This window comes from Paraburkholderia dipogonis (assembly GCF_046027395.1).
GTDB lineage: Bacteria > Pseudomonadota > Gammaproteobacteria > Burkholderiales > Burkholderiaceae > Paraburkholderia > Paraburkholderia dipogonis_A.
The window spans coordinates 154,899-181,895 of record NZ_JAQQEG010000019.1; the positions used below are offsets into that span (position 1 = coordinate 154,899).

The following is a 26,997-nucleotide window of genomic DNA, read 5'->3' on the forward strand; positions in this document are numbered from 1 at the left end:
GCCCTCCGATGGCGCGCGCAACGCATCACCCGAACGGCGCATGCCACGCGCCGCATCAACACCATTCAATTTCAATCGATGACGCACACGCTGACCCACCGCGCCAAGAGTCCGCGTCGTGAGCGCCGCGCACAGGCACGCGCGCAGGCGCGGGCTTCAGGACGAAGCGACCCGCTCGAACAGGACTCGCCGAATTCCGCGGAGGCGCCCGCCGCTGCCCCCGCATTGTCCGTCGCCTGGCCGATGCTGCTGCTGTTTGCATCGGGCGCGGCGTCGCTGATTTACCAGGTACTGTGGATCAAGCAATTGGCGCTTGTCGTGGGCGTCGACGTGCAGGCGGTCACGACCGGCGTCAGCGCGTTTTTCGCGGGCCTCGCGCTGGGCGGCTGGTTGCTCGGCCGACTCGCCGACCGCCTGTCGCGGCCTTTGCTGTTTTACGCCGCCCTGGAAGGCGGCGCGCTGCTGCTGGCCGTGGCCGGCACACTCGCGCTGGCGCACGCGGCCGCGCCGTTCGCCTGGCTGCAGGAGCGCGCCGGGCCGCTGGCGTGGGCGTTGCCGTTCGCACTGGTCGGCCTGCCTGCCATGCTGATGGGCGGCACGCTGCCGGTGCTGATGCGCGCCCTGGGTCCGCGCGCCACGCAGTTGGGCCGCTCTGGCGCACGCCTCTATGCGGCCAATACGGGCGGCGCGATCGCGGGGACGCTCGTTTGCGCGTTCGTGCTGATTCCGTCGCTCGGGGTGCGGGGCAGCGCGTTCGCCGCGGCCGGGTTGAACGCGGCGGCCGCATTGGTCGCGCTGCTGATTAACCGTGGCGATTCCGCGCAGGCGCCCGTGACTTTGCCACCGCTCGACATGGCGCCTTCCGATGATGACGCCGCAGCAAATGACAAGCCCGGCGCACGCCTCGCCATCACCCTCTATGCATTCGCGGGCGGCATCGCGCTCGGTTACGAGGTGGTGTGGTCGCAAGTGATCGTGCAGTTCATCAGCACGCGCAGTTTCGCCTTTGCGATCGTGCTCGCCACCTATCTGCTCGGACTGACGCTCGGCAGCGCGCTCGCCTCGCGCCGTGTCGACCGCACGCGCGATCCGTGGGGCGTGTTCGCGCTGCTGATCGTGGCGGCCGGATTCGTCGCGTTGCTGGAAGTCACCGCGCTGGGCGGCTGGCTGCTGCAATGGCAAAGCCTTGCACGCGCGGCCGCGTTTTCCGCCACCGGCAGCCTGCTTGCCGCGATGTGCGCGAGCTTCGCGGTCGCAGCCGCGTGCATCGTCTTCATACCGACGCTGTTGTTGGGCGCGGCATTTCCGTTCGCGCTGCGCGTGAGCGTGGATGCACGGCACACCGGCCGCGATGTCGGCGCGGTGGTGGCGCTGAATACCGCGGGCGGCATCGCCGGCACGCTGCTCGCCGGCTTCCTGCTCGTGCCGGCGCTCGGCGTGGTGCATGCGCTCGCGGTGCTCGCCGTCCTCGCCGGCGCGGTGGGCGGCGTCGCCGTGTGGCGCGGTCAAGGCGTGCGGCGCGGTGCGCGCTGGAGCGTGCCGGTGCTGGCCGCGGCCACGCTGTGCGCCGTGCTGCTGACACCGTCGGACCGGCTCGCCACCCTGCTCGCCGGTGCGCGCGGCGGCAATCTGATCTCCTACGAAGAGAGCGCGGGCGGCACTGTTGCAGTGATCGAACAGGGCGCGGGCCAGAAACAGTTCCGGCGTCTCTACATTCAAGGCGTCTCGAACTCCGGCGATGCCATGACGTCGTTGCGCTATATGCGCCTGCAAGCGCTGCTGCCGCTGCTGGTTCATCGCGATACGCCGCGCAGCGCGCTCGTCATCGGACTCGGCACGGGCATCACGGGCGGCGCGCTGCTCACGTGGCCCGGCCTCGACAAGCGCGTGGTCGCCGAACTGCTGCCGGCGGTCGTGCGCGCGGCACCGCGGTTCAAGGGCAACTACGGCATGAGCACGGACCCGCGCGTCGATATCCGTCTGCGCGACGGACGGCGCGAACTTCTACGCAGCAGCGAACGCTACGACCTGATCACGCTCGAACCGCCGCCTCCTTCAGCGGCCGGCGTGGTCAATCTGTACTCGTCGGATTTCTACCGGCTGGCGGCCTCGCGTCTGCAAACGGGCGGCATCGTCGCGCAATGGCTGCCTCTGCCGACCCAGAACGAAGACGATACGCGCTCGTTGATCCAAAGCTTCATCCAGGTGTTTCCGTACGCCGCGCTGTGGACCACCGAGTTGCACGAGATGATGCTGATCGGCTCGATGCAGCCGATCGAACTGGATGTGCCGCGTATCGCGTCGCGCTTCGCGCAACCACAGGTGGCGGCGGCATTGCGCGAGGTGGGCGTGGCGTCGCCGGCGGCGCTGCTGGCGACGTGGATCACCGATCGCGCCGGCCTCGCCTATTACACCGCGGAAGCCCCGCCCGTCACCGATGACCGGCCGCGTATCGAATACGCGGCGTGGGTGCGGCGGGACAGTTTCGCGGACACGTTCACGCATCTGCTCGCGCTGCGTAGCGAGCCACCGTTGCTGCATGCCGATGAGACTTTCCGCGCGACCCTGAACGCGGAACGCGGCGCGCTGCAAAGTTTCTATGCCGCGGGTCTTGACGCATACCGCGGCGAGCGCGAGGCGTGGTCTCGCGACGTTAGCAATGCTTTGCGCGCGCAGCCGGATAATCCCTATTTCCGCTGGTTCGTCGGCGACGAACAGTAGCGGTAACGGGTGCCTCGGCCTGGATGTGCCGATCCATGTGGCGCGGCTACTGCACCGTATAGCCCTTGCCTTGCATGCATGCGCCATACGCGTGCCAATAAGTGCTCATCGCCGCTTGCTGATTAGCCTGCGCCGTTTGCGCCTGCGCGGCGTGTTGCTGACGGCTGCGCGCCCCACCGGCGAGCGCGCCCGCGGTCGCGCCAACGGCCGCGCCGTGTCCCGCGTCGTTATTGCTCACGTCGCCGACGATCGCGCCCGCTGCCGCCCCGCGCGCCGCGCCCCGAACGCGCGCGCCGGTCGGCCCCGACGGCGGCGGAGGCGTTTGCGCGACGACCGCTGGGTCGATGCCGGTGTTCTGTTTTGCCCATGAATAGCACGCGCCATCGTCCGACATCTGCTGCTGTTGGCTCTGCCCATGCGCAGGATAAACGGCCGGTTTCTGTGCCAGGGCGAGCGCGCTCATACTGACCAGGATCACCAGGGCGAATCGCTTCATATCAGTCTCTCTTTGAGTTGGGTGCTCGAGTGGCGCAGGCACGGACGAGACGTGCCCGCGCCTTTCACCGCTTCGCCGACTGCGGCGCAGGAACCAGAGATTAGCTGGAAGGGTTCGGAAAAAGCTTAACGAAAAAGTGTTTTTATCTAAATCGATTGATATCGGGCCGCGTTATTATTCGGTCGTTTTCACGTGCAGCCTTTTCAACGATATCACCCACGCACAAATAACCTATGCGGCAGGACGATATTCATGCATCACGACTGAAACGATCCCAATGGACCTGGCGCCATGCAAATGGATAGCGGAGCTCCGTGTGCGGAGTTTGGGTTCAGGAAGGTGGCCGATCCGCCGCCCTACGACGTTCCTCGGAAAACGCAGCAGGCGCACGCTGAGTCAGGTGCGGCTTGACCTCTTCGGTTAACACGCAGACTATTTCGGTGGTGCTTCAAACACCGTATGAAACCTCGGCGCGAAAGGCAAGAAGCGTGTCAGAAGCGCTGACCGTCGAAAAAACCCGGCAAGCATCACGCCGCTAATCCATCAACAAAGGAAATTCAACTAGAATTTACTTGGGCAAAAGATTGCACACGTCGGCGGAAAAGGTTTGTTAATCTTGCCATTGCGATTCACGATGTCTCGCATGCGCGCATCACTGGCACTGCGCACGCGGCGCAGTGCCGTGCGTCGTCGTGAATTTGCCAAACCGCACACAGGGACTCGGATGGTCCGGGTTCAAGTTGTCTGAAAGACGATTCGGAGTCCGTTCGAAGTTCGATTCTCGCCGTCTTGTATCACCGTCCGCTGCACCGGTGATCAAACCGGTCTCAAGTGACCGCCGCTCAGAGGCGCGGTCACGGCGTCGACGTCTCACGCACCGCACCACTGCGCCACAAACAACTTCCAACAAGGGAGACCTGATCGTGAAACGCTCCAGGGCATACCAGAGAGGATCGCGAATTCTTCTAGCCGCATTGACCGTACTGGGCGGCTCGCCGCTTTTCCTCGAGGTCGCGGCGCCGGCCGCTTATGGGCAGACCCCAGCGCAGACCCCGGCGAAAATCTCGAACCAGCAACTGGACTCGCTGACCGCGCCGATCGCGCTCTACCCCGACGCCCTCCTCGCGCAGGTGCTGATGGCCTCCACCTTTCCGCAGGACGTGCCAGCGGCGGCCGCATGGTCGAAAGCCAATCCGAAACTTCAGGGCGACGACGCCGTGAAGGCGGTCGCGTCGGAGCCGTGGGACCCGAGCGTGCAATCGCTGGTGGCGTTTCCCCAGGTACTGGCCACCATGGCGTCGAAACCCGACTGGGTCACGCAACTCGGCAACGCCTTCCTCGCGCAGCCGAACGACGTGATGGATTCCGTGCAACGCTTGCGCAAGCAGGCGCAGCAGGCCGGCAACCTGAAGACCAACCCGCAGCAGAAAGTGGTGGTCGAGCAGAGCACGATCCAGATCGTGCCGGTCAACCCGCAGGTCGTCTATGTGCCGACGTACAACCCCACGGTCGTCTACGGCACGTGGCCCTATCCGGCCTATCCGCCCGTGTACGTGCCGCCCCCGCCGGGCTATGCCGTGGCCAGCGGCCTCGCCGCGGGTCTCGCGTTCGGCGTCGGCGTCGCGATCACCAGTTCGCTGTGGAGCAACGTCAACTGGAACAATCACAGCGTCAACATCAACGTCAATCAGTACAACAACATCAATGTGAATCGACAGCTCAACGTGAATAGCAGCACGACCAACTGGAACCGTAATTCCACCTTCAACCGCAACACTACGGCCAACGTGAGCAGCGCGCAGCGCGATGCATATCGCGGGCGCGATACGTCGGCGACGGCAGCGTCGCGTGCGCAGGCGCAGCAGACCTTGCAGAACCGCACCGGTCAGAACCTGGGTGGAACGGCCAGCCAGCGCGTGCAGGGCATCCACCAGGGCGGCAACACGACCGGGAACATTCGCGACAGCGCGCAGAACGTGAACCGCGACAACGCGTTACGCGGCGCGGGCAATGGCGGCGACGCGCAGCGAGACGTGCAGCGCGGGCAAGCCAGCCGGCAGGCGCAGGCGAACAACCGCGGCGGCGGCATCGGCGCGAACGGTGGCGGTCAGCAACGTACCGGCAATCTTGGAGCGGGAGGCGGTGGCGAGCGCGCCGGCGGCGGGTTGGGCGCGGGCGGCGGCGGACAACAACGCGGCGGCGGTTTCGGCGCGGGCGGCGGCGGACAGCCGCGCGGCGGCGGTCTGGGCGCGGGTGGCGGCGGTCAGCGTCACTTCGGCCGGCAACGTTGAACCGATCTCACAGGAGCCGCTCATGATCCGCATCCGCATGTTCCACACCCCCGGCGCACGTCTGGCCGAAGCCTTTGCTCTCGTGCTCGACCCGCGCCGCGCCGCTACCGTCCTCGGGCTCGCCGTGCTGCTGTCCGGCGCGTCCGAGGCGCATGCACAAGCCGTGTACCCGACACCCGAGGCCGCTGTCAACGCGTTCGTCGGCGCGCTCGCCAGCAGCGACCACCCCGCCATGCAGCATGTGCTCGGTAAGGACTTCAACCGCTTCATTCCGACGCAAAACATCGGCGAACAGGACATCTACGACTTTCTCGGCGCATGGTCGAAGGGACACCAGATCGTCGACGATCCGGCGCCGCTGAACGGTCAAGCGAGCAAGCATCTGTCGGTCGGCACCAGTGGCTGGACGTTGCCGATCCCGCTCGTGCAGACGTCCAAAGGCTGGCGCTTCGATCCCACTGTCGCCCGCGATGAGATCGCGACACGCCGCATCGGCCGCAACGAGAACGCGGCCATGCTGATATCGCTCGCCATTCTCGATGCGCAAGGCGAATATCAAGCGTCGACCCAGCATTACGCGCAACGCATTCTCAGCACACCGGGCCAGCACGACGGCTTGTACTGGCCGACCGCGCCGGATGAAGCAAAGAGTCCGCTCGGCCCTCTCGCCGCGGCGATGCCGCATACCGAGAACATCTCGAAAGAGGGTTATTACGGCTATCACTTCCGCATCCTGACCGCGCAAGGGCCGCATGCCAAAGGCGGTAGTCAGAACTACGTCGAGAACGGCACGATGACCAAGGGCTACGGCGTCGTCGCGTGGCCAGCCGAATACGGCAAGACGGGCGTGATGAGCTTTATCGTCAATCAGGACAGACAGATCTATCAGAAGAACCTCGGCCCGAATTCGGCGGCCGCCGCCGCTGCGCTCAAATCGTTCGATCCAGACTCGTCGTGGGAGGCCGTGACACCCTGAACGCGGCATCAGCACCGCCGGGCGCAATCGCGCTGGCGGCGCCCGGCGCACGGCGCCCCGGGACCAGCGGTGAGCATGGCGATGCAGTTCGATCCGCGCCCGCGTCCGCGCCCGCGCGGCGAGCGGCAGCCAGGCCACACCCAGCCACGCTTCGGAGCCCGTCATGAGTAGCTCGCAAGGACCCGCCTTGCCGCCCGAGCTGCCCGATCCCGACATCGCGCCGCGGCGCAGCTGGCTGCCCTCGCTCGTCTGGGTCGTGCCGCTGATCGCGGCGTTGATCGGTCTCGCGCTGGTCATCAAGGCAGTCACGGAGCGCGGTCCGGCCATCACGATCGTCTTCGACAACGCCGAGGGCCTAGAACCCGGCAAGACCCAGGTCAAGTACAAGGACGTCGAAATCGGTTCGGTGAAGTCGATCACGTTGTCGAAGGATCGGACGCACGTGCAGATCGCCGTGCAACTCACGAAGCAGGCGGAAGGCTTCGCGGTCAAGGACACACGCTTCTGGGTGGTTCGCCCTCGCGTGGGCGCGAGCGGCGTGTCGGGCATCGGCACACTGCTCTCGGGCGCATATATCGGCGTGGACGTCGGCCACTCCACGCAAACGCAAACCGAGTTCGTCGGGCTGGAGACGCCGCCGCCCATCACCGCCAACCAGAAAGGCCATCGCTTCACACTGCATGGCGATTCGCTCGGTTCGATCGACATCGGCTCGCCGATTTTCTACCGGCGCGTGCAGGTGGGCCAGGTCTATGGCATCTCGCTCGACAAGGACGGCACGGGCGTGACGATGCAGGTGTTCGTCGCCGCGCCGTACGACCAGTACGTCGGCACCAATTCGCGCTGGTGGCATGCGAGTGGCGTCAACGTGCGGCTCGATTCGGCCGGCTTCGTCGTCAACACGCAATCGCTCGCGGCGATCCTGATTGGCGGCCTTGCATTCCAGACGCCGCCGGGTCAGCCGATGGGCACGCTGGCCGCGGAGAAAACCGACTTCCGGCTCGCCGCCGACGAAGTGGACGCCATGCGCGCGCCGGACGGCATACCGGTGCGCGCCGTAATGATCTTCAACCAGTCGCTGCGTGGGCTTTCAGTGGGCGCGCTGGTCGACTTCCGCGGCATCGTGCTCGGCCAGGTGACGGACATCGGCGTCGAATACGACCCGGACGCGCGCAGCTTCGTCATGCCGGTGACGCTGGATCTGTACCCGGACCGGCTGCGGCGGCGTTCCCGTAGCACGACGATGCCCGAGGCGGGTACTGCAGCCGGCCACGACCTGCTGGTGCGTCTCGTCCAGCGCGGCCTGCGTGGCCAGTTGCGCACCGGCAACCTGCTCACGGGCCAGTTGTACATCGCGCTCGACTTCTTCCCGAACGCCGCACCCGTCAAGTTCGACGCCAATAGCGAACCGGTCCAGCTGCCGACCATTCCGAACACGCTCGACGCGCTGCAGACGCAGGTGGCCGACATCGCGAAGAAACTCAATCGGATTCCGTTCGATCAGATCGGCTCGAATCTGAACACGTCGCTGAAGAACGCCGACGCGCTGTTCAATCGGCTGAACAACGAAGTCGTGCCACAGGCGCGCGATACGCTCGCCGCCGCGAGGCAGACCTTCGGTTCGGCCAAGGCGACTTTGCAGCAGGACTCGCCATTGCAGTCGGATGTGCACCAGGCGCTGCAGGAGTTGACCCGCACGCTGCAATCGCTGAACGCGCTGGCCGACTATCTGGAGCGCCATCCGGAGTCGCTGGTGCGCGGCAAACCTGGAGACAAGCCATGACTTCCTCACGGCCCTCCCGCGGGCGGCGCGTGCTCATGTCGTAATTCACGCGCGCCACACTCACCATGTTGTGCGTGAGCGGCCATTGTTCCGACACGATGGCGCGGGCGCCGCAGGATCGGCACTTACGGCGCTATCAGCCACCGGACCAGCGTCGGCACTGGCACAGCAATGCGTCGGCTGTAGGAGAGGCGCCGACGCATCGCTGTGCAATCGCGAACCGTTACTGTTTCAGAAGCTTCACGATGGTCAGCGTGCCATCTACATTTTCAACGCGAACCTTGACCTTTTCGCCCGCCTTGGCCTGTTTGACCATTGCCGCATCCTTGGCCTTGTAAGCCATGGTCATCGCCGACATGCCGATGTTCTTCAGTTCGCCGTGCTGAAGCGTCACCATTCCGGTGGACGGATCCACCTTCTTGATGACCGCATCGGTGAGCGCTGCTTTGTTCGGTGTCCCGGCATCCATGGCGCCGCTGGCCATCTTCATGCCGGCCATATCGTCCGCCGCTATCGCCGCGCCGGCGAGCGTAAGACCGGTACAGAATGCAGCCGTCAGAGTGATCAACTTCTTCATTGCTTTTCTCCAGAGTGAGTTTGCGGCACAAGCGTGCCATTGGGTGCTACGTGGGATTGAAGCGTTTCTTGCGGGCTGGCTTTCATGCGCGCAACGCGGCGGCGTTGCAGCAACAGCCAGGCGGCGGGAATGATGAGCATCGACAGGAGCGGCGCGCTCACCATGCCGCCGACCATCGGCGCGGCGATGCGCTGCATGACTTCGGAGCCGGACCCGTGGCCCAGCATGATCGGGATGAGGCCCGCCAGGACAACCGCGACCGTCATCGCCTTGGGTCGCACGCGCAAAACCGCGCCTTCGCGGATGGCGTCGAGCAGGGTCGCTTCGGTAAAGGGCTCGCCTGCGTCGAGGCGGTGGTTAAGCGCGCCCTTCAGGTACAGCAGCATCACGACACCGAATTCGGCCGCCACGCCCGACAACGCGATGAATCCCACCGCCGTCGCAACGGACACGGCGTGCCCGAGGATCCAGATCAACCAGAATCCGCCGACCAGCGCAAATGGCACCGTCGACATCAGCAATAAGGCATCGGCCGCCGAGTTGAACGTCAGGAACAGCAGCACAAAAATGACCGCGAGCGTCACCGGAATCACCGTTCGCAGCTTCGCGGCCGCCCGCTCCAGATACTCGAACTGACCCGACCAGGCGATGGAATAGCCGGGCGGCAGGTCAACATGCTGCGCAACCGCGATCTGCATCGCCTTCACGGCTGATTGCAAGTCCGTATCGCGAATGTCGACGTAGACGTAGCCTGATAGCCGGGCGTTCTCGCTACGGATCATCGGGGGACCATCCGAGATTCTGATCGTCGCCACATCGCCCAGCGTGATCTGCGCGCCGCGGTCCGTGACGACCGGCAACTGGCGCAGAGTATCGACGGAGCTCCTGATCTCCCGTGGATACCGAATGTTGATCGGAAAGCGCTCGCGGCCCGCGATAACCTCGCCGACGTTATCGCCCCCCACCGCGGTCGACACGATGGACTGGATGTCCGTCACGGACAGGCCATAGCGGGCGGCCGCCAGCCGGTCGATATCGACGTCGATGTAGTGACCGCCGTTCAGGCGTTCGGCCAACGCCGACGTGACGCCTGGAACGTTCTTCAGGACGGACTCGACCTGCGTGGCGATCCTGTCGATCTGCCCCAAGTCCGCGCCGGAGATTTTCACTCCGACGGGCGTCTTGATCCCGGTCGACAGCATGTCCAGGCGATTGCGAATCGGTGGCACCCAGACATTTGACAGACCCGGAATCTTCACCCGCGCGTCGAGTTCATCCACCAGCTTTTCGGGTGTCATCCCAGGCCTCCATTCGCTGCGCGGCTTGAACTGGATGGTGGTCTCGAACATCTCGAACGGCGCGGGATCGGTCGCCGTGTCGGCGCGTCCCGATTTGCCGAACACGCTTTTCACCTCGGGAACCGTCTTGATGAGGCGGTCCGTCTGCTGCAGAAGCTCGGCGGCTTTGTCCGCGGAGATGCCGGGCAACGCGGTCGGCATATAAAGCAGATCCCCTTCGTCGAGCGGCGGCATGAATTCGCCGCCGAGCCGCGACACGGGAATCATCGTGATGGCAAGCGCCAGCACGGCCAGCCCGATTGCCACCCACGGCCGGCGCAGCGTCGCTTCGAGTACCGGACGGTAAAGCCGGATCAACACACGGTTGATCGGATTGGCGTTCTCATGCGGAATCCGGCCACGGATCAGATAGCCCATCAGGACCGGTACGAGCGTCACGGACAAGCCGGCGGCAGCGGCAATGGTGTAGGTCTTCGTGAACGCCAATGGCGCAAACAGCTTCCCTTCCTGGCCTTCGAGCGAGAACACCGGAATGAACGACAGCGTGATGATCAGAAGCGAAAAGAACAGCGCCGGGCCGACCTCGGCCGCCGACTGTGCGATCAACTCCCACCGCCGGGCAGTCGTGATCGGCGTATCGGGGTGTTTGTGGTCGTACGCCTCCAGATGTTTGTGGGCGTTCTCGATCATCACGATGGCTGCATCGATCATCGCGCCAATCGCGATCGCAATGCCGCCCAATGACATCAGGTTTGCGTTGACGCCCTGATAACGCATCACGACAAATGCGATCAGCACGCCGAGCGGCAGCGACAGGATCGCAACGAACGCGCTGCGCAAGTGGAACAGGAATACCGCGCAGACCAGGCCGACGATGATGAACTCCTCGATGAGCTTGTCCTTAAGGTTGTCGACTGCGCGCTCGATGAGCTGCGAGCGGTCATAGGTCGTGACGATCTCGACGCCCGGCGGCAGAGACCTCTTCAGGCCGGCGAGCCTGGCCTTGACCGCTTCGATGGTGGTCAGCGCATTCTTTCCTGAGCGCATCACGATCACACCGCCGGCCACTTCGCCTTCACCGTTCAGTTCGGCAATGCCGCGGCGCATTTCAGGTCCGATCTGAATGCGCGCGACGTCGCCAAGCAACACAGGGGTTCCAGTGGCGTTCGTGCGCAGCATGATGTGGCGGAAATCATCGAGCGAGTGCAGATATCCCGAGGACCTGACCATGTACTCGGACTCGGCCAGTTCGACCACGGAGCCACCAGATTCCTGATTCGCCTTGCCGATGGCATCCGCGACGCTAGCCTGGGTGATGCCGAAGGCGCGCAGCTTGTCCGGATCCAGAACGACCTGGTATTGCCGCACCATGCCGCCGATACTGGCCACCTCCGAAACGTCCGGTACCGATTTCAGCTCGAACTTCAGAAACCAGTCGTTCAAGGCCCGAAGCTGGCCAAGGTCATGTTTGCCCGTGCGGTCAACCAGTGCGTATTCGTAAACCCAGCCAACGCCCGTAGCATCGGGCCCGAGTGAGACAGTCGCGCCCTGTGGCAAACGGCTCTGCACCTGGTTGAGATATTCGAGCACGCGCGAGCGGGCCCAATACGGGTCCGTCCTGTCATCGAATAGCACGTAGACGAACGCGTCCCCGAACGACGAATAGGCGCGGATGGTGGTGGCGCCCGGCACCCCCAGCAGGGTCGTCGTGAGCGGATACGTCACCTGGTCTTCGACGACTTGCGGCGCCTTGCCGGGATACGACGCCTTGATGATGACCTGCGTGTCGGAGAGATCCGGCAATGCGTCGACCGGCGTTTGAGTCAGCGAATAAACGCCCCATGCGGTGACGAGCACTGTCGCGAGCAGCACGAGGAACCGGTTGTAAATCGACCAGCGAATGATGCGTGCGATCATTTCGCGCCTCCGGCCGGTTCGACCTGCGTCAACTGGTAGCCGTCGTCGGACGGCTTGAAGACGAAATGCACGGACTCGCCGGCCTTGACGTCCGGAAAGGCCGTCGGCGACGGCTTGCCGAAGGTCATGGTCATCGCACCCCAGCCCAGCGCCGGCACGGGTTGATGTGAGAACGTGATATCGCTGCTAGTGACTTTTTCGACCTTGCCGGTCGTTTCGTAGGTTTGCGCGACAGCGGACTCGGAGGCGGAAGCAGGCGCGGCAGGTGCCACGCTGCCTTCGAGTTTCGGCAGCACGGACTTCAGGCTCGCTTCCGAGTCGATCAGGAACTGGCCCGATGCGACGACCTGCTGGCCTTCGGTCAACCCACTCGTCACCTCGGTGCTGTCGCCGCTATCGTGACCGACCGCGACCTGCACGGGCTGCAACCGGCCGTCGCTATTCCTGACGATGACGATCGAGCGCTTGCCGGTCGTGATGACCGCTTCGGACGGCACAAGCAACCGCGAGACCGGTTCCGCTCCACTGATCCGTGCGCGCATCAGCATCCCAGGGGTCAGTTTCAGTCCTGCGTTATCGATTTCGAGGCGCGCCTGCAGCGTCCGGCTGTCCGGACTGATGCCCGGCAGGATTTCACGGATATGGCCGCTAAAGTGGTGCGAAGCGTCGCTGGCGAACGTCGCGTCGACCATCATGCCGGGCTGCACCTGCAAGGCGAGCGACTCGGGTATCTCAACGATCAGCCAGAGCTTCGAAAGACCCGCGATCTTGGCGAGCGTTTGTCCAGGCGACACCATCGCGCCATCGCGAACGTTGAGTTCCGTCAGCACGCCGGCTTGCTGGGCGAATAGCGTGACATGGGTCTGCGCTTTTCCGGTTCGGTCGAGGCTGGCAATCAGCCCGTCCGGAATCGACAGCGCCTGCATGCGTGCGCGTGCCGCGGCAAGCAGGCCGGCATCCATGCCTCCGCGCCTGAGCGCCAGGTACTCTTCCTGAGGCGCCAACCAGTCGGGAACGAAGAGCGATGCAATCGGCGCTCCCTTCGCGACACGTTGCATCGGAGCGCTCGCGTACAGGTGATCGATATAACCCGTCACTCGCGACTGGACGACACCGGCCATCGACTCGTCGAACTGGGTGGTTCCGATCGCGTCGAAACTTTCGGAGGCATCCCGCCGGATCACCGTCGCGTATCGAATGCCGAGATTCTGTTGCAGCGTCGAGTCGACCTTGATACCGCTTGAACTCCCTTCGTCCGCGAAGACGGGTTGAAGCTCCATGTTCATGAAGGGCGATTTGCCGGGCTTGTCGAAGTGCTGGTTCGGCACCATCGGATCGTGCCAATAGAGCACTTTGCGGCCAGTCTTTGGGTCGACCTTGTCTCCGGCTACGGATGGAGCCGCGGCCGTGGCTGACGCCATGGGTGTTTCGGTTGCGGCACGACGACTGCCAATTACATAGCCGGCGCCCAGCAGCGCGGCTGCAGTGAACACTGCCGCAACGGCGCGTACGATCAGTTTCTGGTTCATGTTTTTCTTTTTACTGGCCGGAGGTCAGGTCGGGCGGCAGAACCTGATATTCGAGCTGCGCCCAGACGAGGGAAACGTCCCGTTCAAGGTTCAACACCTGAAGGTCCGCTTCGAGCTGTGTGTGTCTCGCATCCAACGCATCGGAGAGCGTGCCGGTCCCCGACCGGTAAGCGGCATTGGCCAGTTGCACTTTTTGCTCGGCCGCGGGAAGAACGGTTTGTTTGGCGTTGGCCAGACGGCCTCGCCCACTGGCGAGCTTTGCCGTCAGACTCTGGATATCCGCGACGACCTGCCGTTCGGCATCTTCATAAGTGAGCCGCGCCTGCGTACCCATTTCGGACTTTTGCTCGACGTCGCGGTCTTCGACGTTCCCGCGGTGAATCGGCAAAGGAATGGAAACGCCTACCGACACGTAGTCCGGAAACTTGCCACCGCTCTTGAAGTAGGTCAGCCCCCAGGTCCAGTTCGGGCTTCGGTTGCTTCGGGTAACCTCCGTGTCGGCATCGGCCAGCGAAATGGCCGCGCGGGCCGCGATCAACGAAGGCTGAACCTGAGCAAGCTGCTCGGCGCTTAAACCGGATACGTGTGACTGGAGTGCCGGCGGAGTGCCGCCCACTTCGAGCACATTGCCCGCCCCCGTCCAGCGCGACAGCGTGATCAGCGCGGTCTTCTCGTCCTGCTCGGCGCTGATCAGTTCGTCACGCGCATTGCCAAGCGTCAGGTTCGCCTGGGCGACATCGATCGCTGCCCCTTTTGCGCCGCGGTACGACGCCTGTTTTGCGGCGAGTTCCTGGCTCAGATGGTCAACCAGCGCCTGACTCAGGGCGACGGCTTTTTTTGCGTAGATGGCGTTGAGCCAGGCCATGGCCACTTGCTGACGAACCTCCGCGACCTTTTCGAGGTACGTCGATTTGTCGCGCTCCACGGCACGATCGGCCAGTGTTGTCCGCAGCCGGCGCTTGGCAGGAGAGACCCATTCCTGCTGGATGCCGATGCCACGCATCGTGAAATTGTCCTGCCCGATCGTGAAGGCATTGGGTCCATTGACAGGCAGGTCCTGGACACTCAGATTCAGCGTGGGATTGGGCAGTTGCCCGGCTTTGACAACCACGTCCGAACTTCCGCGAACCGAGGCTTGCGCAGCCTGGATCGAGGACGAGCGACTGGTGGCGATTTGAAGCGCCTCGTCGAGCGTCAAGCCCGCGTGCTGGGCGTGTGCCGCGCGGCCAGCCAACAGGCCGAACGCAAGAAAGACGGCACACGCGCCCGCCCGGGCGCGCCTGGATGCCGGCGTGCCAATGATGGAAAACATGGTCTAACCTCGAATGGTCGAGCCGTGCGTAGCCGCGCGAGCGGACACACGAACTCACGTCCCGAAACGGGACGACATCACCGCGCAAACGCGATGAACCAGAACGATGGAGTTAGAGGGACTGCGGTGGACGCCAGAGGCCATCCGGCTCGCGGATGGAGAGCGACTGTGCGTAGTGGAAGCTGACGGGAACAAACGACCCGGCGGGCCGAGTCACGGTGGGAGAAGAAACGGGGTGATAGAGGCTGCCTATCTGACACTGGGCGCTCACCTTGCACAGCGATACCTTCGACTTGGCGTGTTCGCTGGACATGGGGCTTGCCGAATCGCAGCCGGGCATATCAGCCGACATGGCGGCGGTGTCGCCGGTCATGGCGGATTCCATTGGACACGCTCCGGCCGCGCCGCTTGCTGCCAGCCCACTGAGGGGCAGCATCACACACAGCAGCAAGACGAGAAGTGTCCGCAGGATTTTCATCGCCGCAAGTATAGCGCAGCCATCGGCATTGTCACGCTGTTGAGACGCGCGGGTAAGAGCGCGTGAGGTGAGTCAGCACCAGGTATGGTTAGAACATATCCGCAGCCGCCTGACGCTCCGTGCCCTTCCCTTTGGTTTCCGGCTCAACCCGCGACGGAATGAACGGCCCGGTGATCATATTCGCGTAGCTTTGCCCTGGTCCCACCATCGGAAACACATCGGCGTTCTCGTCGACCATCACCTCGAGGAAAGCCGGTCCGTCAAATTCCACGAAGGCCTTAAGTTGGTCCTCGAGTTCGCTCATTGCGTCAACGCGACAGGCAAACTCAAACCCGTCGGCCCGAGCGGCCATGACGAAATCCTTGCGATGAAGCGACTTGTCGCTCACGCACAAGCGCCCCTCGTAAAAGAGACGCTGCCACTGCCGGATCATCCCGTCACCGAGATTGTTGAGCAGCAGTACTTTGACAGGCACGCCATAGGTGGTTGCCGTCTCCAGGTCGCCAATATTCATGCGGATGCTGCCGTCACCATCGATGTCGATGACCAGGGCATCCGGCCGCGCCAGTTGAGCACCGATGGCCGCGGGCAGCCCGAAACCCATGGTCCCCATACTGCCCGACGTCAGGAAGCTGCGCGGCTCGACGAAGTCGAAAAATTGCGCGGCCCACATCTGATGCTGGCCGACGCCTGTGGTGACGATGGCTAGCCCGCCGGTAATGTCGCTGAGCTTCTCGACAACGAACTGCGGCTGAATTGCCGGACTATTGCGGTCGTAGTTCATACCGTAGACCCGTTTCAGTTCCCTGATACGATCGAGCCAGTCCAAAGGCGGTTGCGCGGCCGGACCATGCTTCATCAGTGACAGCAAGGTATCCTTCGCGTCGCCTACGTGCGTCCAGTGCGCCCGTTTCACCTTGTTGATTTCCGCCTCATCGATGTCGATGTGCGCGACATACCGCGCTCTCGGCGCAAATGCGTCAGGGCGGCCACCCGCAACCCGGTCATCGAATCGGGCACCCACCGCGATCAGGAAGTCGCAATCTTCCACCGCGTAGTTCGCACAGGCCGCGCCGTGCATGCCCAGCATGCCAAGCCCCAGTTCGTGCTTCACGGATATCGCGCCAAGACCCATCAACGTGGTCACCACGGGGATCCCGAAGCGCTCTGCAAACTGACGCAGTTCAGCCGTCGCGCCCGCCGTGATAATGCCGCCGCCTGCATACAGCAGCGGCCGTTTGCTCTGCGCCAGCAGATCGAAGAATTCGGTGCGTTTGTTCTCTTCGAGACGAGCGCCTTTTGCCACCATACGAAGTCGGTCGGAGTAGCCTCGAAACTCCAATGTTCCTTGCCCGTGGTAGATGCCGGTCCAGTTCTGGATGTCCTTCGGCACATCCACGACAACCGGGCCTGGACGGCCAGTGCGAGCAACTTCGAATGCGGTTCGCAGCGTCTGTTCCAGCTTTGCCGGGTCGGTAACCAGAAACACCTGCTTTGCGCACGCCGACATGATGTTAAAGACAGGAGCTTCCTGGAAAGCATCGGTGCCGATCATGGCACGAGGCACCTGCCCGCATATGAGGACGACGGGAATCGAATCACCGTTACAGTCGGCGATCGGCGTCACCGCGTTCGTCGCCCCGGGGCCTGACGTCACCATGAATACGCCGACCTTTCCGCTCGCGCGCGCGTAACCAGCGGCCATGAAGCCGGCGGCCTGTTCATTGGCGGGTACGACGAGTTTGATCTGGCGCTCGGGAGTTTGCGCGTGCATTTCGTTGAAACGAAAGACAGCGTCGTATGTCGGCAAAATTGCGCCGCCGCTATAGCCGAATACGGTATCGACGCCCTGTTCGCTGAGTACGCGCAGAATGATGTCGGCACCCGACATCGATTCGCCGGCAGCCGGCGGTTTCAGGAGAGCGTCTAAAGCAACGTTTGGGTTTTGGGTCATGGCTGGCTCGCATGGAAACGGGCGCTGACAACATCAGCGGCCAAAAACTAAGGACGATTTCCCTTCCAACTCGAGAACAGCGTATGTTCCTTACCAGCTTATGGGCGATTGCTCCGACGGGTTCTCCGTACGAAGCACAGCCCATCTAGCACTTTTTTGATGTGCGTCTGGAAGAATCGTGAGAAACGGTTTTAGTCATTCTGACAATGATTGAAGTTGAGCACACGCGTAAAAGAGCTTGTATATGGGCCAGGATAGGCCGCATTTGAGCCATTGCGATGACACCCCGTCCGCGGCTCTTTCCGGTTGCATGCGAACGGTCGCTACTCGGCCCGCTTGTCCACGCCTCGAGCGACTGAAAGTCCGCGTGCAGCACCACCGCAATAGGCATGCGCCTTTATTCCGCGAAAGCACTCGAAATAAGCGCCGCCTGTCTCGCCGCATGTACCGCGTGATAACCGGGCGCGGTCGACGCGGAAGCCGCAGGCCCCGCATACAGCAATTGCGCGGCCGAAGGCAGGATCTCGCGCAACTGCGGTTCGATAAAGCTCCATGCACCCTGGTTGCGCGATTCCTCCTGACACCAGACCACGGTCTTCAGATTCGGATAGCGCGCGAACTGAGCGGCGAGTTGCCCGGACGGAAACGGATACAGCTGTTCGACGCGGATGAGCGGCGTATCGGCAACACCCGAGGTGCGGCGATATTCGAGGAGGTCGAAGTAGACCTTGCCCGAAGACACGATGACGCGCTCCACATTCGACGCCCGCGACGGCTCGATCTGCGTGTCCGCCAGGATCTCGCGGAACGCACCCGTGGCCAGTTCGTCGAGCGTGCTGACCGCTTCCGGATGACGCAGCAGCGACTTGGGCGTCATCACGACGAGCGGCCGGCGATCGAAGACAGCCGCTTGCATCCTCAGCAAGTGGAACAGTTGCGCGGGCGTGGTCGGTTGGGTTACCCGCATGTTGTCCTGCGCGCACAGCTGCAGATATCGCTCGAGCCTCGCCGACGCGTGTTCCGGTCCCTGCCCGTCCTGCCCGTGCGGCAGAAACAGGGTCAAGCCGCTGAGTTGCCCCCACTTTGCGGCGCCCGCTGCGATGAACTGATCGATCACAACCTGCGCACCATTCGCGAAGTCCCCGAACTGCGCCTCCCACACGACGAGCGCATTGCGGTTCACCGTCGAGTAGCCATACTCGAAAGCCAGCACGGCCGCCTCCGACAGAATGGAGTTCGTCACCGTAAATCGGCCTCGTGCGCCGTCGATATGATCGAGTGGGATGTAGACGCCCTCCGACCGGCTCGTGCGTGTCTGATTGTGCAGAACGGCGTGGCGGTGATTGAACGTGCCCCTCGCGCTGTCCTGCCCGCTCAAGCGGACATCGATCCCGGCGCCGAGCAACGAGGCGAATGCCAGGTGCTCGCCCATGCCCCAATCGACCGGCTTTCTTCCCACGGCCATCTCGCGGCGTGCGGCCACCATCTTGCCGACCAGTGGATGGATTTCGTAACCGTCCGGAACGGTCGAGATCTGCTGCGCCAGCTCGCGCACCTGCGCGAGCAATGGAGGACCGTACTGGACGGGGCCGGCATAGTCCTCGAGAAACTCCGGCCATGTGGGTATTTCGTGTGGCGGAACGGATGCCTCGAGCGGCTCGCTCTCGCGCGCGTGCTCGAGGCTGTCGCGCTGTGCGTCGAGGTAGTCCTTGACCTGCTCCGGCGTCACCACGCCTTCCTTGATCAACTGTTGCGCGTACACGGTCCTCACGCCAGGGTGGCTGGTAATCGCGCGGTACATGAGAGGCTGCGTGATGGCGGGCGTGTCCTGCTCCTGATGCCCGTGCTTGCGGAAGCAGACGAGATCGATCACCACGCTACGCCTGAACGCCGCGCGATAGTCGAGCGCGAGCCGCACGGCCATGGCCACCGCTTCCGGGTCATCAGCGTTGACGTGCAGAACCGGCGCCTCGATCATCTTCGCGATGTCCGTGCAGTAGAACGACGAGCGCGTATCGCGCGGATCCGAAGTCGTAAAGCCGATCTGATTGTTGACGACGACGTGGACAGTTCCGCCCGTACCGTGCCCGCGGGTGTACGTCAGGCTCAACGTCTCCATCACGACGCCTTGCCCGGACATTGCCGCGTCACCGTGAATTTCGACGGGCAGCACCTCGCTTCCGTCCCCCGCGCCCGAGGTGTCTCCTTTGGCGCGCGCCATGCCCTGCACGACCGGGTTGACGATTTCCAGGTGTGAGGGATTGAATGCGAGCACGACATCGACAGGCCCATCGTCTGTCTGCGTGACACCGCTATAGCCCTTGTGATACTTGACGTCGCCGGCCGGGAGAGGGTCGCCGCTCTTGCCCTCGAACTCGTCGAAGAGCGCGCGCAAAGGCTTGCCGGCAATGTTCACCAGCACATTCAGACGCCCGCGATGCGCCATGCCCATCACCACCGTGCTGACCTTCTTCGATGCGCCATAACGAACGAGCTCGTCCAGCAGCACGATCAACGATTCGCCGCCTTCCAGCGAGAAGCGCTTTTGCCCGACATAGCGCGTGTGCAGGTACTTCTCCAGCCCTTCTGCAGCCGTCAGACGTTTGAGGAACCGTTTTTTTTCCGCTACCGAAAACGAAGGTCTCGCGCGTGTCGACTCGAGTTGCATCTGCCACCAACGCCGCTCGCCCGCATCGGTCAGATGCATGAATTCTGCGCCGAGTGTGCCGGAATAGGTCTGTTCGAGCGCCGCGACGATCTCGCCCAGCGTTGCGTCTTCGTCGAAAAGAAACGTGTCGGCCGTGCTGAATCGCGTGGACATGTCTGCCGCCGACAAGCCGTAGAACGCCGGCGTGAGTTCGACGGAGGCCTGCGGCGGAGTCCACAACAGCGGGTCCAGCTTCGCCTTGCGCGTGCCGACCATGCGGAACGCGGCAATCAGCGACTGCACCGCCACCTGTTTTCTGGCGATCGCAAGACCGTCATCGAGCGTCATCTCCGTGGCGCGCGAGCGCTTGCCCAGCTCGACGAAGGTGGAAACGACCGGCGCGTGCGGTTCGTCATCGCGGTCGCTGCCGTCGATGGCGGGCGTTTCGCGCAACGCATCGAAATACGCGCGCCACACATCCGCGACCGACGCCGGGTCAGCCAGGTAGAGTTCGTATTGCTCCTCGACATAAGGGGCGTTTCCGCCGAACAGGAAAGAGCTTTGAATTTTTTCAATCAGCATGATGAATCTGTCCTCGATCGCGTCCGGTCTGAACTTCGACCGTGACATGGGGTGAGGCGGCTGTAGCCTCATGGTGGCCAGTCCGGCGTGCAACCAGGGGCTAAGGACGGACGACCATTTCGCCGACGACAGATTCTCTGGTGCGCCCGAGCTTCGAATTCCCAGCCGCATTGATGAGATAAAGCATAGGTAGTCGGCACGGCGACCGTGTGCATCGTTGGCGCCGTCGCTGGCCAATCGGGGTGAGATTTGGGCCACGTAGCCGGTGTCGCACTGCGCGTCGGCTACGAACAGGTCATGAGGCGTGCCGCAATAAACGGCGTTCCCCTGACTCCGCCCTCGCGACGGCCAACGAACGGGTCTGCGCGCCGCTTTACCAGTGTTTCCCGGTTTGCGTACCCCCACTTCGTGTAACAAGTGATTTTCGGCGCAACGCATTTATCCCGCGGCGCTTCGCTCTTATAGTGGGTCCAGCGAAGAGACATCTGTGTCGCGAGCCGGCAGGCAAGCCGCTCACCGGCCGCGCGCGGATTCGGGAACGGTGGGTCGATCGACCCGCTCGAGGACGCGGACATGAAGTCCAGCAACGAGGAACGAGGGTCACGGCATGAAAGTCGCCATTGTTGTATTCGATGATGTGCAGGCGCTGGATGTCGCGGGCCCCCTGGACGTATTCGCGGAAGCCAACACATTTCTCCCTGAACACCAGAAGTATCAGGTGTTTCTGCTGGGAAACGAGGCCGGCACCGTGTCGTGCTCGAACGGGATGCAACTCTCGATTCCCTATGGCTATGCGGATTTCGACACGCCATTCGACCTGCTGTTGGTAGCAGGCGGACCGCGGTTGCCCAACGCCGAGCCACGGCCCGAGTTTCTAAAGTGGTTGCAAGACCAGGCGCGCGGCGCAACCCGGTTCGGTTCCGTTTGCAACGGAGCATTCGTGCTCGCGCACGCCGGGCTGCTCGACGGTAAGGAAGTGACGACCCACTGGGCAGATGCGGACCGCCTCGCTGACGAGTTCCCTCAGGCACGCGTGCAGCCGGACCGGATCTTCATTCGTGACGGACGGCTCTTTACCTCTGCTGGCGTGACGGCGGGCATAGACCTGTGCCTTTCGCTAGTGGCGGAAGACTGGGGGCACGAGTTGGCGGTGCGGGTCGCGAAACGTCTGGTGGTCTATATCCAGCGAGAAGGTGGACAGTCTCAATACAGTCCTTACGTCGGAGTACGGAAGGACCAGGATCCGATCGTCGGCAAGGTGCTGCGGTATGTGACCGAGCACATCACCGACGCGTTATCGATCGAACAGCTTGCCAGCGCCGTTTCAGTCAGCCGCCGTACCTTCTCGAGGCTATTCGCGAAGTATGCCAAGGTGACGCCGTCCGCGTTTGTCGAACAGGTTCGCGTCGACACCGCGAGGAAGCTGCTCGAGGAGACAGATGCGCCTCTCAAGACCGTGGCGTTCAATTGTGGTTTTCACAGCGCCACACATATGCGAGCCACTTTCTTCCGGCGGCTCAACGTCACGCCCAGACAGTATCGCCAACGATTCCGCGGTTCGGTAGGCAATCAGCAGTGGGCATCTAGTGATATCGACGAGCAAGTCGAAACAGCGGAACTGGAAACTGTCGATTAGGTCTCGGGTCTACTGAGGTCGGGCTGGCAAGAATCGCGGCGCATTTGACCTGAAATCGACGCTCTTGCCGCTTGTCCGCGGTGATGGGATGGTCCAAACTGCGCGCGTGAGTGTGGTGGAGGTAGCCTGTTGTTGCCACTCGACTCCTCGAATGTACTTCATGAATAGGCTTACACCATCCGTGACCCGCTCCGATTCACTTCAATCTCTTCCTGATCTCCTTGAGCCGGGCTTATCAGTCGTATTTTGCGGCATCAATCCGGGCGTCCGCGCGGCGTCGACCGGCCGCCATTTTGCCGGCAGAGGCAATCGGTTCTGGCGGGCCGTTCATCTGGCGGGTTTTACTCCCGAACAGATTGGTCCCGAAGACGACCACACGCTCCTGCAGCATGGTTGTGGTCTCACCACGGTGGTCTCGCGTCCGACCGCACGAGCGGACCAGCTATCACACTGGGAATTCAGAGCGGCCGCGACGGAGTTCGAACAGAAGATTGAAGGATACGCGCCGCAATGCGTTGCCTTCCTCGGAAAGATGGCGCTCAGCGCAATGTCGGGCAGCCGCGACATCCCATGGGGCCCGCAACCGGCAACATTCGGCGGGGCCCGCGTATGGGTACTGCCCAATCCTAGCGGCCTGAACCGGACATTCAGCCTCGATGCGCTGGTGACTGCCTATCGGGAACTTCGTCTTGCAGTCGCGCCCGCGGGTTCGGTCCGAGCTTGAAGAACTCGCCGCGTGGACTAGCCCGCACAATTCGACTTAGCCCTTCAGCACGCGCTATTTGACTGGACTCAAAATTCCAGAGGTCCCATTCATAGTCATCGCAATCTCCGTGTGTTGAAGATGCACGTTTCTGCGCAACGTCTCGGTCACGAACTCCACGAAGGCCCGAATCTTACCGCTTGCGCCTCGCCGCTCCACGTGCAGCAAGTTGACAGGCGTCGACTCGGGCTCGAATGCCGTCAGGACCGGCAGCAGCGTTCCATTGAGTACCTCTGGAGCCGCCTGGTACGAAAACAATTGCGTTATTCCTACGCGGTCGACGGCTGCCATCACGGCAGCGGGCGCCAGGTTGACGATCATTCGTGGCTGAACCCGGACCGATAGCCTCAAGCCGTTTTCATAAAACGACCATTCGAGAGGATTCGTTACTCCCGTGAGGGACACGCAGTGGTGGTCGGCAAGCTCCCTGGGATGAACGGGTTCTCCATGCGTCACGAGATAAGCCGGGGCCGCGTAGGTTCGACGCCGTACAAAACCCAACGGAATTGCATATATCGAAGAATCGCCCAGGTGGCCTATCCGGATGGCGATATCCACGCCCTCTTCGAGAAGTCGCGTGGTGCGATCGACATACACCGCGTTAATGCTGACGTCCGGGTAACGCTGGGCATACGCATCGATTAGCGGAGCGATGAATCGCTGGCCAAACAGCACCGGGGCGGAAATGGTCAGTGTGCCTACCGGGTTGTCCTGGCAAGCCGCGACATCGGCTTCTGCATCCGTGACGGCATCCAGCACCCTGCGGCAGGCATCGAGGTATGACATACCCGCCTCCGTCGGCCTGACTGAACGGGTTGTTCGCGCAAGCAGTTGCGCGCCTAAGCGGGCTTCGAGCGAGTTGAGCGCTCGCGAGACCGCGGGGGCCGACATTCCGAGTTTCTCTGATGCGCTGGTAAAACTGCCTCGGTCGACGATGGCTACGAAAACCTCCATCTCGCGTAATCTGTCCATCTTGATTCCAACTTGAATGTGTTTGCAGCGTGCCAATAGACCTGCGGCTTCCTCATGGGGACGCCGCATCATCGGGCGCCAGGAAGATGCCGCAATAGTAAGCGCCATGTCCTGCATGGTGAGACTCTGTTTCCGCGGTTGACTCGAAGAAGGCCAAGAATGGCCGATTTCGCACTCTTTCAACGCGCAAACGAAATGGCCTTCGCGATATCCCGTCTCAGTGGGATCTGCTTTGTTGACCAAACGGAAAATGACCTTTTCCAGATCGACGCAACCCCTCGGTATCCGTGATGAGCCTGGCAAGATTCGCGCATGGAATGGCCCAATACGCGGCCTGCTGAGGCTTCAGGAAGCCCTCTCCATCTCCGACAATCAAGCAACCCATCGCGCGATAGTCACAGGGTGCTGAATCGACTGCATCGCTGCGGTGACATGTCCTGCCATATGACCAGGCATCCTCAACCAGACGAAGGAATCCATGTTTTCTGCCATGCTTGAAGTCAATCCGTTATCCGAACAATTCGATGCCTATCTCGGCATGGCCAAGATGCTGCGCCCGGAGCTCGAAGCGATCGATGGTTTCGTCGACAATACCCGCTACGCAAGTCTGACACGCCAGGGATGGCTGCTCTCGCTATCGAGCTGGCGCGATGAGAAGTCGCTGATACGCTGGCGAGTGACGACGAATCATCACAAGGTGCAACAGGCGGCGCGCGATCGTGTGTTTGCCGACTACCGCTTGCGCATTGGCCAGACCGTCGCGGATACGTGCGTACCTGCCGGGCAGACATTGGTCGAGCAACGCCTCGACACAACCGAAACGGGAGTTGGCAAGGCGGTAACGCTACTCGACGCGACATATGCCCCAGACTGGGTCAAGCTGGTAAGTGCGGACGAGGTTGCGGAATCGCTCGGACTCGATACGAAGGCGCCCGGTCTCGTCGCCTGGGACGCATTCGACGCGTTGATGACACCCGGCGACGTCATCGCGGTGGCGACGTGGGAAGACCTGGCGGCCGCTGAATCCTTCGAACGCAATATGACCCTGCCGAAGTTCGTGCGCCTGCGGCACATCCGCATTGTCCGGGAGTACGGCATGTTCGATCGGCGCGAGGCGCCTCAGTACTTTGCAGAGGTGCAGCCCAAGGCGTGAGCTGGACGCGGCGCGATCGGATCCCTGTAACGAGGCGGCGGCCAGTGGCGTGCTGGTATGCCGCTTCGCGTTTGCGCCATTCATCTGCGGTTACCCCCGGTCGCTACAAAAAGATGGCTGCTCGCGCCGCCCCATGTCGGTGAAAATTTGTTCTGTTGACCGAATGGAAAAGATTCATTGCCGGGGGTGCGCACGTTGTCCAGGTAGGGACGGTGACATTGGCCAGATTTACGCACGAAATGGCCTGATACGCGTTCTGTGTCAGCTTTAAGAAAGCCGGGCCGCCGCCTAGAATTCATAAACCCATCGCGCGGCAGCAATACGGTAGCGAGCCGGCTGGATCTTCGCGAGCACTGGGCGTGACAGGAAGATTCCCGATGGCATGCCCCATTAAACACTGGTAGCCGGACCCTTATGAACACCGCCAACCCACCGATAACTGGAACAGGAGAACCGAAGCCCGAGCCATCGTCGGCGCCGGTCTCTGTACCGGCGCCGGGCACTCCCGTGCCGCAGACCTCCACCGAAGCGACACTGCCCCTGCGCCTCGCTATCGGCCTGCTCGGCATGTTGCTGGCGTCGCTGCTGGCCATACTGAACGAACAGGTCACCGCGGTGGCGCTCGCCGATATTCGCGGCGCGTTCTCGATCGGGCGTGACGATGGGACCTGGCTGACCGCCCTCTTCGAGGCCACGAACGTCGCCACGATGGTATTCGCGCCGTGGTTCGGCGTAACGTTCACGCTGAAGCGATTCACGATCGGCGCCGTGCTGGCCGTGATGTTGCTTGGATTCCTGTGTCCCTTTGCGCCGAACCTGCTGACGCTTTATGTATTGCGTGCGCTGCAGGGCGTCGCCGGCGGATGTCTGCCGCCGATGCTGATCATCGTCGCGCTGCGTTACCTGCCCCCGAAGATCAAGTTATATGGACTCGCGGGATACGCACTCACCGCGACCTTCGGACCGGCGCTCGGCACGCCTCTCGCCGCCTTGTGGACCGAATATGTCAGTTGGCAAATGGCATTCTGGCAAATCGTGCCGCTTGGCCTGATGAGCTGCGTAGCAATTTACAAGGGACTTCCGGCGGATCCCACCCGGCTCGAACGGTTCCGTTCATTCAACTGGACCGGATTCCTGCTCGGATATCCCGCCATCGCCATGCTCGTGATCGGCCTGCTGCAGGGCGATCGGCTTGACTGGCTGAATTCCACGTTTATCGCCACGATGTTCTGCGGCGGGATGCTCCTGTTCGCGGCGTTCCTCGTCAACGAGTGGTTTCATCCGCTGCCGTTTTTCAAACTTCAGCTGCTTGCCCGCCGGAACTTCGCACACGGGCTTCTGACACTGGTCGGCGCAGTGATCCTGCTGGTGGGTGTCGCCGCCATACCCGGCCAGTTTCTCGCGCAGATTCACGGCTATCGGCCGCTGCAAACCGCGCCGCTGTCGTTACTCGTCGCCATTCCTTTATTGATCGCGCTGCCTGCGACCGCCGCGCTGCTCAATCTCCGGCAGATCGACCACCGCTGGGTCATGGCCATTGGACTTTGCCTGATCGCGACCACCTGCTTGCTGGGGAGCTTCATGACCTCAGAGTGGATTCGCGATAACTTTTACTGGCTGCAGTCGCTGGAGATCGTTGCGCAGCCGATGCTGATCATGGGGATCCTGATGGGTGTCACGACCGGCCTGCCTCCCACGGAAGGCCCGTTTGCCTCGGCCATGTTCAACACACTCAAAACATTTACCGGCGCCGCGGCAACCGGGCTCATTGATGGGCTCGGTACTGCGCGCGAGCATTTCCATTCGAGCATGCTCGTGGACCACCTGGGCAACAACGCGCTGGTGACGGGCCAGAGCATCGATGCGGTTCACAGCATCGGCGAACTCGCCCACCGGATCCACGAGCAGGCCG

Annotated in this window: 17 protein-coding genes; 8 read left to right on the plus strand and 9 right to left on the minus strand. The window is 62.7% G+C overall.

Annotated features, from left to right (window positions below; translation table 11 throughout):
* Window positions 1-243 precede the first annotated feature (243 nt).
* Complete coding sequence (locus tag PQR32_RS20785; protein WP_408231062.1) at window positions 244-2,721, plus strand: spermidine synthase; 2,478 nt, start codon at window positions 244-246, stop codon at window positions 2,719-2,721.
* 46 nt (window positions 2,722-2,767) lie between these two features.
* Here the strand turns inward: PQR32_RS20785 and PQR32_RS20790 are convergent, their stop codons facing one another.
* Window positions 2,768-3,217, minus strand: a complete 450-nt coding sequence (locus PQR32_RS20790; protein ID WP_408231002.1) for a glycine zipper domain-containing protein — start codon at window positions 3,215-3,217, stop codon at window positions 2,768-2,770.
* Between the two features lie 923 nt (window positions 3,218-4,140).
* Here PQR32_RS20790 and PQR32_RS20795 point away from each other — a divergent pair.
* The 3 genes from PQR32_RS20795 (at window position 4,141) to PQR32_RS20805 (ending at window position 8,267) form a co-directional block, all read left to right on the plus strand.
* Window positions 4,141-5,508 carry a DUF3300 domain-containing protein gene (locus PQR32_RS20795; RefSeq protein ID WP_408231005.1) on the plus strand — a complete coding sequence of 456 codons (1,368 nt, stop codon included), beginning with the start codon at window positions 4,141-4,143 and terminating at the stop codon, window positions 5,506-5,508.
* 22 nt (window positions 5,509-5,530) lie between these two features.
* The gene (locus tag PQR32_RS20800; RefSeq protein WP_408231008.1) at window positions 5,531-6,484 is read left to right on the plus strand and encodes a DUF2950 domain-containing protein; all 954 of its coding nucleotides are present in this window, start codon (window positions 5,531-5,533) and stop codon (window positions 6,482-6,484) included.
* Between the two features lie 163 nt (window positions 6,485-6,647).
* Complete coding sequence (locus tag PQR32_RS20805; RefSeq protein WP_408231011.1) at window positions 6,648-8,267, plus strand: PqiB family protein; 1,620 nt, start codon at window positions 6,648-6,650, stop codon at window positions 8,265-8,267.
* Between the two features lie 223 nt (window positions 8,268-8,490).
* On the opposite strand, the gene PQR32_RS20810 is transcribed toward PQR32_RS20805, so the two are convergent.
* The 7 genes from PQR32_RS20810 to PQR32_RS20840 form a co-directional block, all read right to left on the minus strand.
* Complete coding sequence (locus tag PQR32_RS20810) at window positions 8,491-8,844, minus strand: copper-binding protein (protein ID WP_408231014.1); 354 nt, start codon at window positions 8,842-8,844, stop codon at window positions 8,491-8,493.
* Window positions 8,841-12,059, minus strand: a complete 3,219-nt coding sequence (locus PQR32_RS20815) for an efflux RND transporter permease subunit (RefSeq protein WP_408231017.1) — start codon at window positions 12,057-12,059, stop codon at window positions 8,841-8,843. Before PQR32_RS20815 ends, PQR32_RS20810 begins: the two co-directional genes overlap by 4 nt.
* Window positions 12,056-13,588 carry an efflux RND transporter periplasmic adaptor subunit gene (locus PQR32_RS20820; RefSeq protein WP_408231020.1) on the minus strand — a complete coding sequence of 511 codons (1,533 nt, stop codon included), beginning with the start codon at window positions 13,586-13,588 and terminating at the stop codon, window positions 12,056-12,058. The genes PQR32_RS20815 and PQR32_RS20820 overlap by 4 nt, the downstream gene beginning before the upstream one ends.
* A 10-nt stretch (window positions 13,589-13,598) precedes the next feature.
* Window positions 13,599-14,900: a TolC family protein gene (locus PQR32_RS20825; protein ID WP_408231023.1), complete on the minus strand. Its 1,302-nt coding sequence runs from the start codon at window positions 14,898-14,900 to the stop codon at window positions 13,599-13,601.
* 112 nt (window positions 14,901-15,012) lie between these two features.
* Window positions 15,013-15,378 (minus strand): hypothetical protein, encoded by a 366-nt coding sequence (locus PQR32_RS20830; RefSeq protein WP_408231026.1) that lies wholly within the window; start codon window positions 15,376-15,378, stop codon window positions 15,013-15,015.
* Window positions 15,379-15,466: 88 nt separating this feature from the next.
* Window positions 15,467-17,332 carry a biosynthetic-type acetolactate synthase large subunit gene (gene ilvB / locus PQR32_RS20835; protein ID WP_408231029.1) on the minus strand — a complete coding sequence of 622 codons (1,866 nt, stop codon included), beginning with the start codon at window positions 17,330-17,332 and terminating at the stop codon, window positions 15,467-15,469.
* A 397-nt stretch (window positions 17,333-17,729) separates the two neighbouring features.
* The gene (locus tag PQR32_RS20840; protein ID WP_408231032.1) at window positions 17,730-20,561 is read right to left on the minus strand and encodes a 2-oxoglutarate dehydrogenase E1 component; all 2,832 of its coding nucleotides are present in this window, start codon (window positions 20,559-20,561) and stop codon (window positions 17,730-17,732) included.
* Window positions 20,562-21,168: 607 nt separating this feature from the next.
* Here PQR32_RS20840 and PQR32_RS20845 point away from each other — a divergent pair.
* Together PQR32_RS20845 and mug are read left to right on the plus strand one after the other, a co-directional pair.
* Entirely contained in the window at window positions 21,169-22,197 is a 1,029-nt protein-coding gene (locus PQR32_RS20845; protein ID WP_408231035.1) for a GlxA family transcriptional regulator, read from the plus strand.
* Window positions 22,198-22,357: 160 nt separating this feature from the next.
* Window positions 22,358-22,921: a G/U mismatch-specific DNA glycosylase gene (gene mug / locus PQR32_RS20850; protein ID WP_408231065.1), complete on the plus strand. Its 564-nt coding sequence runs from the start codon at window positions 22,358-22,360 to the stop codon at window positions 22,919-22,921.
* A 54-nt stretch (window positions 22,922-22,975) separates the two neighbouring features.
* On the opposite strand, the gene PQR32_RS20855 is transcribed toward mug, so the two are convergent.
* On the minus strand, window positions 22,976-23,932 hold the full coding sequence (locus PQR32_RS20855; RefSeq protein ID WP_408231068.1) for a LysR family transcriptional regulator: 957 nt from the start codon (window positions 23,930-23,932) through the stop codon (window positions 22,976-22,978).
* A 478-nt stretch (window positions 23,933-24,410) separates the two neighbouring features.
* On the opposite strand from PQR32_RS20855, the gene PQR32_RS20860 reads away from it, so the two are divergent.
* Together PQR32_RS20860 and PQR32_RS20865 are read left to right on the plus strand one after the other, a co-directional pair.
* Window positions 24,411-25,085, plus strand: coding sequence for an antibiotic biosynthesis monooxygenase family protein (locus PQR32_RS20860; RefSeq protein ID WP_408231038.1), 675 nt, complete (start codon window positions 24,411-24,413; stop codon window positions 25,083-25,085).
* Between the two features lie 414 nt (window positions 25,086-25,499).
* Window positions 25,500-26,997, plus strand: a 1,498-nt coding sequence (locus tag PQR32_RS20865) for an MFS transporter (protein ID WP_408231041.1), incomplete at its 3' end; no start/stop codon positions are given.

What these genes read in the sequence shown, in the direction of transcription:
- PQR32_RS20810 (WP_408231014.1), bottom strand. Translation starts at nt 8,844, where the DNA reads ATGAAGAAGTTGATCACTCTGACGGCTGCATTCTGTACCGGTCTTACG.
- PQR32_RS20800 (WP_408231008.1), top strand. Translation starts at nt 5,531, where the DNA reads ATGATCCGCATCCGCATGTTCCACACCCCCGGCGCACGTCTGGCCGAA.
- mug (WP_408231065.1), top strand. Translation starts at nt 22,358, where the DNA reads ATGAATAGGCTTACACCATCCGTGACCCGCTCCGATTCACTTCAATCT.
- PQR32_RS20815 (WP_408231017.1), bottom strand. Translation starts at nt 12,059, where the DNA reads ATGATCGCACGCATCATTCGCTGGTCGATTTACAACCGGTTCCTCGTG.
- PQR32_RS20825 (WP_408231023.1), bottom strand. Translation starts at nt 14,900, where the DNA reads ATGTTTTCCATCATTGGCACGCCGGCATCCAGGCGCGCCCGGGCGGGC.
- PQR32_RS20805 (WP_408231011.1), top strand. Translation starts at nt 6,648, where the DNA reads ATGAGTAGCTCGCAAGGACCCGCCTTGCCGCCCGAGCTGCCCGATCCC.
- PQR32_RS20820 (WP_408231020.1), bottom strand. Translation starts at nt 13,588, where the DNA reads ATGAACCAGAAACTGATCGTACGCGCCGTTGCGGCAGTGTTCACTGCA.
- PQR32_RS20790 (WP_408231002.1), bottom strand. Translation starts at nt 3,217, where the DNA reads ATGAAGCGATTCGCCCTGGTGATCCTGGTCAGTATGAGCGCGCTCGCC.
- PQR32_RS20830 (WP_408231026.1), bottom strand. Translation starts at nt 15,378, where the DNA reads ATGAAAATCCTGCGGACACTTCTCGTCTTGCTGCTGTGTGTGATGCTG.
- ilvB (WP_408231029.1), bottom strand. Translation starts at nt 17,332, where the DNA reads ATGACCCAAAACCCAAACGTTGCTTTAGACGCTCTCCTGAAACCGCCG.
- PQR32_RS20860 (WP_408231038.1), top strand. Translation starts at nt 24,411, where the DNA reads ATGTTTTCTGCCATGCTTGAAGTCAATCCGTTATCCGAACAATTCGAT.
- PQR32_RS20845 (WP_408231035.1), top strand. Translation starts at nt 21,169, where the DNA reads ATGAAAGTCGCCATTGTTGTATTCGATGATGTGCAGGCGCTGGATGTC.
- PQR32_RS20855 (WP_408231068.1), bottom strand. Translation starts at nt 23,932, where the DNA reads ATGGACAGATTACGCGAGATGGAGGTTTTCGTAGCCATCGTCGACCGA.
- PQR32_RS20785 (WP_408231062.1), top strand. Translation starts at nt 244, where the DNA reads ATGCTGCTGCTGTTTGCATCGGGCGCGGCGTCGCTGATTTACCAGGTA.
- PQR32_RS20840 (WP_408231032.1), bottom strand. Translation starts at nt 20,561, where the DNA reads ATGCTGATTGAAAAAATTCAAAGCTCTTTCCTGTTCGGCGGAAACGCC.